Consider the following 14,559-nt stretch of genomic DNA (forward strand, 5'->3'; position numbering starts at 1 on the left):
CTCAGCCAGATTAGTTCTTTTATTTGCAAGATCAGTTCTGCCTTGGGCAAGTTCAGTTCTTTTATTAGCGAGGTTAGTTCTATTTTCAGCCAACTCAGTTCTTTTGTTTGCGAGATTGGTTCTGCCCTCAGCCAGACTAGTTCTTTTATTTGCAAGATCAGTTCTACCTTGAGCGAGTTCAGTTCTGCCTTTTGCGAGTCTGGTTCTATTTTCTGCTAGTTTAGTCCTGTATTGGGCAAGGTTAGTAGTATTTTCTGCTAATTCCTTCCTCTTTCGCATCCATTCATTCATTTCTTCTAAAAATTCTTCATAAAAAGCATCATGGGCTTCACAATGTTGGTCTTTACGCTCATCCATTTATCTATCCCTCATAGATTATTAATTGTTTAGATTAATTTAGATTAAATAAATAATGATTACATAACCGGCGGAGATACCTTATTATTGAATCATTTAATTATCAAGCCCTTAATGTAGAAAAAAGTACAATTTACACGGTTAACTATTTAATAGATAGTTTAAAATTATTTGTTTATGGCAATGATATAAAAACAATGTATTTAAATAGCTACCTCAGTAACAGCACTGAAGATGGGGTAGTGTTTATGAGATTAATAATTTTTTCATTTGGAAGAAATTTCCTTAAAAAGGATTTTCTCCCAAACCATATGGCAATAAGATTATCTTGTGAAATCTGGTTTACAAAGGTATGGAATACACTGGAGTCTATTACTTCAAGCCACATGGGAATGTCCTGTTTTAGATAATACATAAACAGGTTTTTCATTGTATTTTCTACCTTTATTTTTAGAGACCCTGCTTCAGATACCCCAACAATTTTTAACTCAGCCTTATACAGGGTAACCATCTGATTTATAAGTTCCAATGAATTTTGAGTTATGTAATCATGGTCAAGACAACATACAATTTGTTTGGGGCTTTTGTTCTCTTTTACAATTAAGACAGAACATGGAGCTTGGTTTGCTATCTTGGCAGGAATGTCCAACTCTCCCCATTTGCATCCATTTGTTTTATTACATCCTAGAATTATCAATGTTGAGTCGTCTTCAGTTGATTGTTCTAAAATTTCGTCAACTATATTAGTTCCTTTTTTAATGATGATCTTTAATGTCTTAAGACCGCCTTTTCCCACTCCCACAAATACGTTGTCTTTAGGTGTTGTAAATGTAGAGATTTCTTCTCTTGAATAGGGACATTCACCTTTAGGATAATAGGATGTTATGATTTCCCTATAGTCAAGTAACGTTTTGGCCAGATCTGAATCTTCTATCCTATTTGGAGCTTCTTCTGGTTTAATTACTCCCAGGAGTGTGATATCAGACCAGGTGTTAACAGCTAGTTTGCCTACCTCGTGGACAACATATGAGCTATAAGGATTTTTATCAACTGCTACTAATATTCTCATTTTATTTCCCCTTTTTAATCCCAAAAAATTAAAATAGGTGACAGTGTACATGCCATAATATCTGTTATGGGCCTCCTTCTCCCTTTCCTATTAAACATGGAAACCACCATCCCACTTTCCTTTAACTTTTCTGCTACATTCTCAGGCAGACCTGATATTTCAAGTAGTTCAGTTGTAGATATCCCTTCTTTGGCTAATAGGGATTTGGCACGATCAAGTAGATCACTAGAGGGGGCTTTGTTAATAATAACTTCTCTGGTTTCCAAGAAATTGTATTGCACCAAGTAAATTTTCACTGGCACATTTTTGTATAGCTTTATGTAACTAAGGATAAATTTTTCAAGATTCATCTCACTGTCTAGCACTAGATGGACCTTTTCAAATTTAGTTAGATTTTTTACAATCAATACTGGACATGTCATTTTTTTTATAAATGAACTTTTTAATGTATCATAAAAAAAGGAACAATCAAAAGAGGATAAATGTCCAATAACACATAAATCGTAGAATCCACCTTCTAATTCTTTTAGTATCTCCTTTTCTTTATCTCCTACAACTATTTTGACTTTAGTAATTCCTTTACAATTGTCTGCTTCTGTTTTAACAAAGGTTTCTATTTTGTCTTTTGTTGTGTTAACTAGAGTTTTTTCCCAGGTTTTTCTCACCCAGCCTGCACCAAATTGATAATGTTTTTGTGTTGGCTCTTCAACATGAATTGGTTGAATGAACATTGGTACTTTTTGTGATTGTCTACAAATGTATCTTAGACTAATACTTGATGGAAGATTGTTTTCAATGGGGATAAGTACGTTCATAAAAATCCTTCCTTTTTTATTGGGTTTTTTTTCTATTAAGAACCTTTTTTTCTGCCTTTGTTACAGCTTCATGTATTTCACTTAATCTAAATGGTTTTGCTAGAAAATCTAATACTCCCTTTTGGAAAGATTCCTTTGCTGCGTCCATAGTTGCAAATCCAGTTATCACTATAACCTCAGTATCTGGTTTCATTTCTTTTACCTCTGTTAAAAATTCCATTCCATCCATCCCTTCCATTTTTAGGTCTGTTATAACTATGTCGAAAGGTTTTTCTTTAAATCTAGTAATAGCGTCTATACTCCTGGTAAATGTCTCAACCATGTAACCTTTTTTTTCTAAATAAGATTTTAGTCTTTTGGTGACTATAGGTTCGTCATCCAATATTAGAACACTTATTTGTCTCTTATCCATATTAATCCTCCTAAGTGTATATCTAGTTAAATGTGTTGTAATTTATGTTGTAGTAAAATATCATAAAAAATTTTCGAGTACAATGTTATTTGATTTTCATCTATCATTTTAACATCCAATTGTCGGGTAAAAGCAACTAATATTCCAATAATATATATCTTTTCAAGTATATCTTCCTTTGAAAGTCCTTTTAACCTAGCAACAACTAAGTCTCCTTTTATTTCTGTTAAAAAATCTTGTTCTATGAGAATGTTGCTAATTAATTTTGCGCGTCTTGTCCGCTTTGTGTCTTCTGTAACCCCTCCAAAAAATCTAAAGTAGATGTAATTGTCATGGGGGTTATCACAAGCCAGAGTATCTATCATTGTAAAGTGGTAACCAAGCCTTAAACTTATATTTGCATATCCATTTGAAATTACAGCTAAATTTTGTCCAACAAATCTAGGATCTGCCATTTCAAAGGCAAAAGTTTTATTCATACTGGACATGAAACTCCTAAAGTCAACCCCTACAGGATCAGTTGACCATACATTTTTACTACATATACCTTTTAAAAAATATCTTAGAGGAAGAGACGATATTTGGCTTATATCTAATTCCAGTGAGGAGTTGATGTTTTTTAGAGTAGTATCAATTATTTTAAGGTCCAGAGGTATGGGTAGTTTGAGTTTAATTGATGACTTTGAGATCGCTGGGTCTGCATAATAATCTTGGTCTATAAGTTCTTGTACTGCCTTTTCGTGAATAAATCTGATGATATCGTGAAATGTCTTACAATTTTCTATTTTAAAATTGTCTCCTGTAGGGTCTACTAGATTCAGGGGAGAAATTTTTTTGTAAATTCTTTTGAGTAATCTATATTCTTTTATTTCTTCAAATTTTTCCTCAACAAATTCATAATAGCACAACTCCTTTATAAAGCCTTCATAAACAACGTTTTCAGTGGCATTTAATGTAATTTCTTGATTGTTTTTTAAGACTTTGGTGGCAATCTTGGTATTTATTATCATAGGGACCCTGAATTCTCTGGCAATTGTGGCAAGGTGTCCAATGGGGGAACCAATATCTGTTATAATCCCATTTACCTTTTTTATCACCTTTGCCAATATAGGTGATGATGAAGTGGCAACTAGTATACATTCATCAGGTACGTTGTCTAGGTCTTCAGAGCTAGTTACCTTATAAACCCTTCCAATGGCAATTCCTTCTCTTACTATATCCCCTTGTCCAGACAGTAATTTTTTAAAAGAACCCAATTCTGAGAGATTACATTTCATCTCTATTCTTTTCTTTTCTATCTGGAGACGGCGGGTCTGAAGAATTACTAGGTTGTTTTGTTGGTCGTAGGCAAATTCTATATCTTGTGGATTTTTAAAGTATTTTTCCAGCATCATACTGATTCTAACCAATTCCATAATTTGTTGAGTACTTAAAGAGGGTTTGTCTTTTTTCTCTTTTGAAACTTCTTGTTTTATTATGGATCTTTTTTTAAAGTCGAAGTTTTTCATAAAAGGTTTAGATACTATGTTCATCTCAATAATATCATGAGGTGGTGTCCTTGATATATAATATTTATCGGCCTCAATGGTTCCTCCAACTAATTCTTCACCTAATCCATACGTAGATGCAATTACTATCTTTTCATCCTTGAGGTCAAAAGGGTCCAAGGTATAAACCACACCACTGACCTTGGCCCTAATCATCATTTGACACCCCACAGCCATGGCAACCTCTGATTCCATTATATCTTTGTTCCTTCTATATTCCAGGGCCCTTTCAGAGTATGTACTTGCTATTACCTCTTTGTATTTTTCCAATACTTGAGTGGGGGGCACCCCTAAAAAACTCTTATAGATTCCAGCAAAGGAGTGTTCGCTGTCTTCACCAATACAACTGCTTCTAACAGCGAAAAATACTTCATTATTTCCGGCAAGTCTTTTGATTTTATTTATTTGTCTTATAATCTCTGAGGTGAGGTCTTTTGGTAAATTATAATTTAATATAAGGTCTGTTATTTTTTTTGATGCATCTTCAGTGGAAATTTGATCTTTCTGCCAATTTAATAGTATTTGTTGTATTGAATTTCCTATTTTTGATTCCTTGACAATTTTAGAGAAGCCTCTTGTTGTGATTGCAAAACCTTCAGGGATATTTATAGATAAAATATTTTTCGCAACTCCAAGATGTGTATTTTTTCCACCAACTGCTTCTTCCAGTTCATCATTAATTTCAGAATATGGAATTGTATATTTACCCTTTGGAATAATAATGTTTCCCTTTAATTCTTCTTCAATCTCAGTTCTTATTTTTTTATAATGATAAAACAGATCTGTATATTTTCCAGGGGCCATAGCTTCTAAGTGATAGATCATCCTATATACGCTACTAAATAGGGCATTAGTCTGCGTATCTATAAAATGTTTGTCAAAGATATATTCTCCACTTAATTTTTCCCCGATATTTGAAATGATCTCCATTGAAATGTTATTTTCTTTGATAAGTTGTTGGAAGTGGTCAAATAATTCTGTAAAAGATACCTTTTTTTTCTTATTGAATTTAGAGAAGAGCTTTTTAAAAAGGCCTTTCATATTTGACCACCTCCTTATACCATATGTGGACCGCATTATTCTAGTCCAAGTTTATCATTTTGATAAACTTGGGCTAATGGGCTCCTCCCTTGTCTTTAAATATAAATCCCATGGCAAAACCCGCAAAAATTGCTATAATTACTGCTAAGATGCCATAGATTAAACTGTGGTTAAATGCCATATCTGAGATGAATTTTGGAAAACCAGTTAATTTTACTTCAAAGGTATCTTTGTCTATGTTTTCTATCTTGTGTTCCTTGTTTAAGGTGTACACCACAATCTCATATTTTCCAGGAGGCATCTTAGAAGGAATTGATATCTCGGACCTATATTTTTTTCTATCTGTTTTTGTATCATATTTAATACCTTTTTTATTTATTTGGTATAATCTTTCTTTTTCCTTTAATTTTAAAAAATCCTTTAGTATTTGCTTTTTATTTGGAGGAGTTGGTTCTATTTCTATATTTGATAATACGGTGTTATATCCTAGACCTAATTCATTTAAATAGCTAGATAAGTTTGATGGCATATATAACATATATACAGAAGGAGCGTTTTTAAATGTTAGATGTGCCACGGTCATCCAGAATATACCCCATACCTTTCCTTTTTGTTTGAAATGTGAATCCTGGACACTACCTTTAATTTCTACAATCACATCTTTATCTTTGTCAACATACCCTGATATGCTTAATTTAGCACCGTTGTACTGTGCACCTATTAATATAGTTTCAGGGGAATGGGTAAAGGCAAAGGCTAATACATCTTTAGATATAATTGTTAAACACCCTATTAAAATAATGTAAAGATATTTTAATTTCATGATTAGTGACCTCCTGCATAGGATAACATTAGGGAAGGTTTTGCAAGTAAACTATAGAGCATCTTAAACATAACAAGTAAAACTATAGTAGCAAGGATTATTTTTAGTTGATCTCCTTTTAGCCTTTTTGAAATTCTTGTTCCAAATTGAGCACCAACAGTTGATCCCAATAGCAAACAAAGTGCTAAAACAAAGTCAACTGTATGATTAGAATATGCCTGCATTATAGTCACATTAATACATGTAAATAGAATTTGAAACAGCGACGTTCCCACCACAACGTGCATGGGCATGCGAAGGAGATATACCATTACAGGAACCATTATAAACCCGCCGCCAACACCCATGATTGCAGCCAAGATTCCAACAAAGACTCCCAAAATTAATGGCATTAGAGCAGACATGGTAACCCCAGATTTTTCAAAATGGGTTTGAAAAGGAAGAGAATTCATTATTTTAATATATATAGATTCTTTTTGAGGAGTTGATACATATGTCTGGTCCACTTTGCTCTCTTCTTTGCTTTTTCTCAAACTCTGTAGACTCTCAATAAACATGTAGGTTCCAACAAAACCTAACATAATGACATATGTTATATTGATTAGAAAGTCTGCATTCCCAAGTGCCCTTAACACTTTAATTATGTGGACACCAACATCTCCACCAATAATTCCTCCAATAAGTAGCAATATACCCATTTTTATATCCACGTTTCCCAATCTATAATGGGCAACTGTACCAGAGGTGGATGCCCCAACAATTTGGTTTGAGTCAGATGCAGCTGCCACTGTTGGTGGTATTCCAAACATGATCAGTAGAGGGGTCATTAAAAATCCTCCACCAACTCCAAAAATTCCAGATAAAAGCCCAACTAAACCACCAAGTCCAAGGATGAGAAATACGTTTATGCTGTTTCCTGCAATTGGTAGATACATGTGAAACATATTCACCACCTTCCTTTTTTTATTTTTTTACAATCTCCACCCTGCACAATTTTTGTTTATTGATTGTTTTTATTAAATCTAAAACCCAATGCCGGTATTGGGTTTTGTTAGGTATTGATAATACAACTAAATCTATACCATGTTCTGCAATGAACTTTGTGCATTTGGTTAAGAAATTTCCATTCACCCGAATGTGTACATTTTTCCCCTCCTTTTTATTAAGGTTTAAAAACTTAAGATAACCGCAATCCCTGGACACATAAGTATTATCCTTAGAGGACGCACTATCATCCTCTATAAATTCCATTAGGTATACCTTTGCATCTATTCTCTCAGATAGCTGCATGGCATGGACTGAAGCCCAAAAATTTGGTTCTTTGGAAAATATGGGGACCAGTATACGTTTCATGACATATATCTAGCATATTTTGTTCCAAAAAAATAACATACTGTAGTTATTGATTTTTTGTAAAATAGCGGTATATATTAGAATATAAAGATTGTTTCATTTTGAAAAAAAGTTAATTTTATTAACAGTAAATTGATTCAATAAAAAAAGGTGAGTTTTATTTACACATAAAATTATTTGAAGGGTTAAATTTTAAAGGTTAACAAATGGTTTGATTTGTTTCATTTTGAAAAGGAATATCAATTGTTAGAGATTGTATTTTTTCATTTTTCTCCAAAGGGTGGTTCTTGGTAGTTTTAGGATTGCTGCAGCTGCTTTTTTATCATATGCTGTAAATTCCAGAACCCTTTTTATGTGATTTTTTTCTACTTCTTCAATGGATAAAAATAAGTTAGCGGATACATTGGTAAAATTTAGGTTGGTTATATCTCCAGGCAGGTGTTCTGTTTTTATTTCTTTTCCATCGCACAGGGCAACTGCCCTTTGAATTATGTTTTCCAGCTCTCTAACATTCCCAGGAAAATCATATTTTAAGAGCACTGACATTGCCCTATTGGATATGCTTTTTACTTCCTTATCAAATTGGCTGTTATACTTTGAAATAAAATGTGAAATAAGGATTGGAATGTCTTCTACTCGTTCATTTAATTTGGGCAATGCGATATTTACAACATTTAGTCTGAAATAAAGGTCTTCTCTAAACAGATTTTTTTTTACCAATGTTTTAAGATCCCTGTTTGTGGCTGCAATTATCCTGATATCCAACTCAATTGGTCTGTTTGCTCCCAATCTGAAAATTTTTTTTTTCTTCAATTACTTTTAAGAGTTTTACCTGTAGGGAAAGCGGCATCTCTCCAATTTCATCTAGAAACAGAGTCCCTTTTTGTGCAGCTTCAATTAATCCAATTTTTCTGGAATTCGCTCCTGTAAACGCCTCTTTTTCATGTCCAAAGAGCTCATTTGTTATTAGTTCTTCAGAAAAGCCGCCGCAATTTATGGATATAAATGGTCCCTTACATCTTTTACTAAGACTGTGTATGGCCCTGGCAGCCATTTCTTTTCCAGTTCCGGTTTCTCCTTCTATTAATACGTTGCAATCAAGTGGGGCAATTTTTTTTATTACATTGGTGACGTCTCTCATTTTTGAGCAATTAGCTATAAATGAGTCAAAGGGGCTTTTATTTCTTTGTTCCAGCACTTTTTTTAGCTTTATATTTTCTTTTTTTAAAAGTATTTTTTCTAGGGTATTGTTTAGGGTCAAAAATAATTTGTCTTTATTTAGAGGCTTTTCTAAGTAGTCGTTTGCACCACTTTTTATTGCTTTAACAGCAGTCTCCACTGTAGCATGTCCTGTTACAATTATAACTTCTATGTGGGGTCTTAATTTTTTCAGGTAATTTAATACCTTGAGTCCATCTAAATCTGGTAGATTTAGATCCAAAAGGAGCAGGTCGAAATTATTAGTTTTAATTGACGAGAGAAATTCCTGACCACTTACATATGTATGGACCTTAAGACCAAAATTTTTTTCTAAAATGGATTTTACCCTTTTTAGGAAGATAGGTTCATCGTCAACTACTGCAGTAACTACTGAAGAAAAGTCCCTTTTCATAAATTATTCGTTTAATTGTTGGGATTGAATGGGGAGGTAAACAAAGAATGTAGTCCCTTCTCCTTGTTTGCTCTTTACCTCTATGTGACCCCCATGTTTTTTCACTATTCCATACGCAATGGAAAGTCCAAGTCCAGTGCCTTTACCCACGGGCTTTGTGGAAAAGAAGGGGTCAAATATCCTATCAAGAACTTCGGGTGGCATTCCCATTCCACTGTCTTCCACACCAATTTCTATATATCCTTGCTTTTCCCTTGCCGTGATCTTGAGATAACCACCATCAGGCATTGCCTGTATAGCATTTAAAAAAAGGTTTATAAAAACTTGCTTTAAGTTGTCTTCGTTCCCTTTTATCTTGGGAAGATTAGGGGGGATATCCATTATTAATTGGATATCAGATATCATTAATTGATTTTTGACCAGTTTTATAGTGGAATCAATTAGTGTTTTAATGTCAATTAATTCTGTTATGTCTGTTTTCTTTCGTCTTGAGAAATCCAATAGGTTTTGAACAACAGAGCTTGCCCTTCTGGATTCATCCACAATTTCCTTTAACATTTCTTCTGCTTCTTGTTTGGAAAGTTCGCCCCAATCTTCTAAAAGGGCCTCTGCTGTGAGTGAAATATTGTTTAAGGGATTGTTTAGTTCATGGGCAATACCAGAGACTAGAGTTCCAACTGCAGAGAGCTTTTTTGCCTGTAAAAGGGCATTTTGTCTCTCCTCCAGCTCCCTAATCATCCTGTTAAATGCATTAATAATAAGTGAAAAAGATGAAGTTTGCTGTGCATTTTCTGGAATATATGTAAAATCACCTTTGGATATCCTTTCTGTAGTTTTTTGGATAAATGAAATTTGTTTTAAAATTGTATGAGTTAATACAATTAAGAGTATAATTAAAGTTCCACCAAATAGAAACATCAGTATAGAAGGTACAAAAAGGATTTTATTTAGCGTTCTTTCTACATGTTTTTTGTTTAGATTTAGAAGTTTTTCTGCAAATATAAGCATATTGTGTCCATGTTTTCTTATGTCATTTAAATCTACCTTGTTTTTTTGTTTTGCTATTACAATTAGATGTTCATAGGTAGTGAGGTCATTTTCAAATTTTTTAAAATCATATGATAGTTCTTTAAAAATCTCTCTAAATGAATCTTGGGATTCAATATCGTTTATCTCTGATTTTATTTTTTTTAAATATAAAAGTACCTCATTTAAGTCCTTTTTATCTATGTAATAGACAAAGTTTTTTTCGTATCTTCTGAGCTCAAGTACATTTTCCATAAAATCATGGGTCCTCTCCAGCATGGCTAGTTGTTTTTTAAAAAAACTAATGTTGTACATATAGCCAATTATATGGATTATTAGAAATGCAGTGGCAGTGGCTGTGAATAGGAGGATTTTTATTCTGAGATCTTTCATCTTCTTGCTTTAACCTATTAAAATTTTACTCCTTTGAAGTAGATATTTCCTAATATGGTAGTAGTTAATTTATGCTAGCAAAAGAAGTAATGGTTTTGTCAAGCCCAAAAAATAGACATGAATTTAGGTTGATAGTTTTTTTGGGGGGGATTCTAACCCCCTTTTTTTTGTATTAATGTCCCCCTGAGCCAAGGATACCAGATGCAGCAAGTAGGAGTACCAGAATTTCAAAAATGGCAATAAAAGTATATACCATGTCACCCCTTTTAAAATAAGCAAAGGCCAATGTAAAATAGCCAACAATGGTTAAGAGCCCTAATAAAGCGATTCCAATAAAATTTATGAAATCCCCTTTACCTAACAAATGAACCCAACTCCATCCCTGGTGTATATTGAGTTTTTCCATGAACTGTCCAGATGGAAGGTGCCACATCTTTTGTAGGGTGTCCATTGGTACAAAGGGATCCATAATAGTAGATAGGTATAAAAAGTAGGTTATACACATAATGGCTATGCCACCCCAACAGCCAAAAAATAAGATCTCTGCATATATATTTTGTTCTTTTGGCACTCTAATCCTGTTTTGCATATCATACCCTCCAGGTTAATTTTAATGTCCAAGTCCCTTTAAAAGAGCCTTACCTCCTGAAAATATAAGTACTCCGATTACAAGATATCTGATTAGGGTTGGTTTGGCCTTGGCAAGGATTTGAACTCCAATAATTGAGCCTAACATTAGACCAATAATAGATGGAATGGCAATCAAGGGAATTACACATCCCCTGTTTAAGTATACCCATGCAGCAGATGTATCTGTGATGGACAAAAGGAATTTACTTGTTGCTACAGATATCTTTAAGGGTACACCCATGACCAAATTTAACACCGGTACATTGGCCCAACCTGCCCCAAGTCCAAACATCCCAGCAACAGTACCAATGACAATGAATAAAAGGAGCCCAACTAACGTGTTTTTGGCCCTCCACTGGACTACCTTACCTGTTGCTTCCTCTAGGTATGCGCCCTCAAGCCCCAGGGCAAGGCCAATTGCGTCTTGCTTTGTGACTACAGGATATTCCACGTTTTTTGATGTCAAAAGTAATATTGAAATTAATAAGATTGTTGAACCTAAAAGGATTTGAACAATGTTTGTTGGCAATGAGAGTCCCAAAAATGCACCAAAAATAGCACAGGTAGAGGCTATAAGTGCAACAGGAAGTGCAAGTCGTAGGTTAGCTAGGTTTCTTTTAAGTAAGCCAGGACCAGCAGCCAAGGCACCTGCAAGTGCAACAAATAGACCTGCGCCCCTTACAAAATCCAGATGAAAAGGGAAAAATGCAGATACCAAAGGAACATACAATACTCCTCCACCAACCCCAGCAAGCACTGCTAAAATTCCTAAAACAAAGCAGAAAACAAATAAAATTGATGGCCAATACCACCAGGGTTTTACAGAAGATTCCACAGCCCCAAGGACATCTTCGTTAACTTGTGCCTGTAGATCGGGACATAATAATAAAAAACAAAAACCCAATAAATAATACATAACAATTGGTTTTATTAATGTAATTTTCATATGTTTTACACCTCCCATATTTTTATTTTTTCTTTTGATTTTTTATTTGTGAAAAAAAGAACAAATAAAGATAAATGTTTGTTCTTTTTTTTATTTGCCACTAACTACGGCCTTTTTGTTTGTCAATAAAAAAATAGCGTTTTTCTATAAAAAATAGCAACATATACTAAACGATGTTTATGTTTGTGATAATGTATGAGTGAGAGTTGAGGTTCTACGGTTTTTTTAATCTACAAATATTTTATCTAGTATTTCAGGTAGTTCTCTGACAAATACTATTTTAATGCCCTTAATTATGCTATTTGGGAAAGATGAAAAATCTATTTTGTTTTTTTCAGGAAAGATTACTGTTTTCACCCCTGTTAGTTTTGCTGCAAGGAGTTTTTCCCTTATGCCTCCAACAGGAAGGATACGTCCTGAAAGGGTAATTTCTCCACTAAGGGCTATATCCCTTTTACATTTTTTGTTTGAGATAAGTGAGATAAGTGCTGCAAAGATGGGAAGTCCTGCAGATGGTCCATCCTTGGGGATTGCCCCTTCTGGGACATGTATATGTATATCGTGGGATTTAAAAAAATCAGGGGACAATTTAAATATTTCTATATTTGATTTTATAAAGCTCAATGCTGCCTGTGCAGATTCCTTCAATACATTTCCCAGTGACCCTGTTAGGATCAGTTTATCTGTACCAGCCATCTTTGTGGCCTCTATAAATAGTATTTCTCCTCCAAAGGGAGTCCATGCAAGTGCAGTGGATACCCCAACTCTGTCTTTTACATCTAACATGGTTGGTTTAAATTTTGGAGGTCCCAGGAGTTTTTCCACATTCCCTTGATCAATTATTATGGGTGATGTACCTTTGTTTTTTTGCTCCAAGATATTTCTGGCTGTCTTTCTGCAAATAGATGATATTTGTCTTTGTAAGTTTCTTAGTCCTGACTCTTTAGTGTATTCTGAAACAATCTTTTTAATTGCCTGGTCCTTAAAATGGATTTCATATTTTCCAAGACCATTTTCAGCGATTTCTCTTGGTATTAGATGTCTTTTCGCTATTTCAACCTTTTCTTCTTCTAAATAGCCTGGCACCCATATTATTTCCAGACGATCCAGTAGTGGAGGAGGTATTGTGTCTGTGGTGTTGGCTGTGGCTATGAACATTACCCTGGATAGGTCAAAGGGTATGTCTAGGTAATGGTCAACGTAATTTTTGTTTTGTTCAGGGTCCAATATTTCAAGAAAAGGAGCTGATGGGTCTCCTTTAAAGTCCTGTCCTATTTTGTCTATTTCATCTAACATAAATACTGGATTTTTTGAACCAGCACGCCTTATTTCCTGAATTATCCTTCCTGGTAGAGCTCCAACATAACTTCTTCTGTGGCCCCTAATTTGGGCTTCATCTTTGATTCCAGCAAGGGACATTCTAATAAATTTCCTTCCCATGCTCCTGGCAATGGAGGTTCCAAGGGATGTTTTCCCTGTACCAGGTGGCCCAACAAAGCAGAGAATTGGACCTTTGCCCTCAAACTGAATCCTCTGATTTTCCAGTGCATTTTTCACAGTGGATATAATTTCTTCAAGTTTTAGGGGTTTTGATAAGAATTGAAAAGAGCCCTTTTTCATGGCATCAACTGCAGCATTAACCGTGGCATAACCAGTAATAATTATCACTTCAGTGGCAGGATGGTTTTTTTTTGCCTTTTCAAGGACAGATAGCCCATCAACCTCCTGCATCTTGAGATCAGTTATTATTACATGGAAATTGTGTTGAGACAAAAGGGATAAAGCCTCTTTTCCACTTAGTGCTGCATGGACTTCATACCCCTCTTTCTCAAAGACATGTTTTAAATTCATACAGGTTAATTTTTCATCGTCCACAACCAATATCTTGAACTTCCTCTGGTTTTTCAAAATCCTAACTGCAATGTGTTCAAGTATCCTGTCCTTTATATCTTGAAGTCCATAATGCTCCTCATCCAATATCTCTGCTGCCCTATTAATGTCCAGATTGTCTTTGGTCATTGTGTTCCAAGGAAGAGATAATAAATAGTCAATATAATTAATTCCAATGGTGTATTCAGCCGAGGATTCTGATATGTATTTTATCCTGTCAAGCTCTTTTAATGCCACTTTCTCAATACTTTCAGGAAGGTTTTTATCCATTATTTCCGCCCTAAGCCTTGAGAGCTCGTCTAAATTTTCCTCATTTGGTTCTTTTTGAGATTTGTTTTTTTCACTCTTTTTAAAAAAAATCATAAACGCTCCAGGGCCTTGGAATCTTTAAAATGGCTTTTTCAAATAAACCTATAGATGAGCTTTAAATAAAAGTGAAGTGTTGAAAAATGAAATATAAACTCCTTAAAAATATCCTGGGGGCTTAATTACTTGAATCCATTTAAAAATGGATATTTTCAATATTGTTTTATGTTGCTTTATGAAACATATTTTGTTTTGTCTTTTTTGTAAATTTTTTTTATTTTCAGTCTATTAGAGATATGGCATCAATGTTGCTCGATAAATTTTAAAGGCAAACAAAAG

At 34.2% G+C, this 14,559-nt stretch carries 14 protein-coding genes; all 14 read right to left on the reverse strand.

The genetic code is table 11. The features are described from left to right. Positions 1-357 (reverse strand): hypothetical protein (locus ACYQ0O_RS06780; protein ID WP_459891679.1); only part of this gene is annotated, 357 nt, incomplete at its 3' end. Positions 358-568: 211 nt separating this feature from the next. Further along, entirely contained in the window at positions 569-1,426 is an 858-nt protein-coding gene (locus ACYQ0O_RS06785; protein WP_459891680.1) for a universal stress protein, read from the reverse strand. A 14-nt stretch (positions 1,427-1,440) separates the two neighbouring features. Further along, the gene (locus ACYQ0O_RS06790) at positions 1,441-2,241 is read right to left on the reverse strand and encodes an adenine nucleotide alpha hydrolase family protein (protein ID WP_459891681.1); all 801 of its coding nucleotides are present in this window, start codon (positions 2,239-2,241) and stop codon (positions 1,441-1,443) included. A gap of 16 nt (positions 2,242-2,257) precedes the next feature. Then, positions 2,258-2,653: a response regulator gene (locus ACYQ0O_RS06795; RefSeq protein ID WP_459891682.1), complete on the reverse strand. Its 396-nt coding sequence runs from the start codon at positions 2,651-2,653 to the stop codon at positions 2,258-2,260. 26 nt (positions 2,654-2,679) lie between these two features. After that, the gene (locus ACYQ0O_RS06800) at positions 2,680-5,241 is read right to left on the reverse strand and encodes a PEP/pyruvate-binding domain-containing protein (protein ID WP_459891683.1); all 2,562 of its coding nucleotides are present in this window, start codon (positions 5,239-5,241) and stop codon (positions 2,680-2,682) included. Positions 5,242-5,314: 73 nt separating this feature from the next. Further along, a complete protein-coding gene (locus ACYQ0O_RS06805) occupies positions 5,315-6,064 on the reverse strand; it encodes a TIGR02186 family protein (RefSeq protein WP_459891684.1) in 750 nt (249 codons plus the stop codon). Between the two features lie 2 nt (positions 6,065-6,066). Then, positions 6,067-7,008: a sulfite exporter TauE/SafE family protein gene (locus ACYQ0O_RS06810; RefSeq protein WP_459891685.1), complete on the reverse strand. Its 942-nt coding sequence runs from the start codon at positions 7,006-7,008 to the stop codon at positions 6,067-6,069. Between the two features lie 19 nt (positions 7,009-7,027). Next, on the reverse strand, positions 7,028-7,417 hold the full coding sequence (locus ACYQ0O_RS06815) for a hypothetical protein (RefSeq protein WP_459891686.1): 390 nt from the start codon (positions 7,415-7,417) through the stop codon (positions 7,028-7,030). A 246-nt stretch (positions 7,418-7,663) separates the two neighbouring features. Beyond that, positions 7,664-8,206, reverse strand: coding sequence for an AAA-type ATPase lid domain-containing protein (locus ACYQ0O_RS06820; protein WP_459891687.1), 543 nt, complete (start codon positions 8,204-8,206; stop codon positions 7,664-7,666). Beyond that, positions 8,184-9,029, reverse strand: coding sequence for a sigma-54-dependent transcriptional regulator (locus ACYQ0O_RS06825; protein WP_459891688.1), 846 nt, complete (start codon positions 9,027-9,029; stop codon positions 8,184-8,186). Before ACYQ0O_RS06825 ends, ACYQ0O_RS06820 begins: the two co-directional genes overlap by 23 nt. Before the next feature lie 3 nt (positions 9,030-9,032). Further along, positions 9,033-10,448 carry a sensor histidine kinase gene (locus tag ACYQ0O_RS06830; RefSeq protein ID WP_459891689.1) on the reverse strand — a complete coding sequence of 472 codons (1,416 nt, stop codon included), beginning with the start codon at positions 10,446-10,448 and terminating at the stop codon, positions 9,033-9,035. A gap of 172 nt (positions 10,449-10,620) precedes the next feature. Continuing rightward, a complete protein-coding gene (locus ACYQ0O_RS06835; RefSeq protein WP_459891691.1) occupies positions 10,621-11,037 on the reverse strand; it encodes a DUF1634 domain-containing protein in 417 nt (138 codons plus the stop codon). Between the two features lie 21 nt (positions 11,038-11,058). After that, complete coding sequence (locus ACYQ0O_RS06840; RefSeq protein WP_459891692.1) at positions 11,059-12,024, reverse strand: sulfite exporter TauE/SafE family protein; 966 nt, start codon at positions 12,022-12,024, stop codon at positions 11,059-11,061. A gap of 225 nt (positions 12,025-12,249) precedes the next feature. After that, the gene (gene lon / locus ACYQ0O_RS06845) at positions 12,250-14,277 is read right to left on the reverse strand and encodes an endopeptidase La (RefSeq protein WP_459891693.1); all 2,028 of its coding nucleotides are present in this window, start codon (positions 14,275-14,277) and stop codon (positions 12,250-12,252) included. Positions 14,278-14,559 lie beyond the last annotated feature (282 nt).

The organism is Desulfothermus okinawensis JCM 13304 (genome assembly GCF_054654515.1).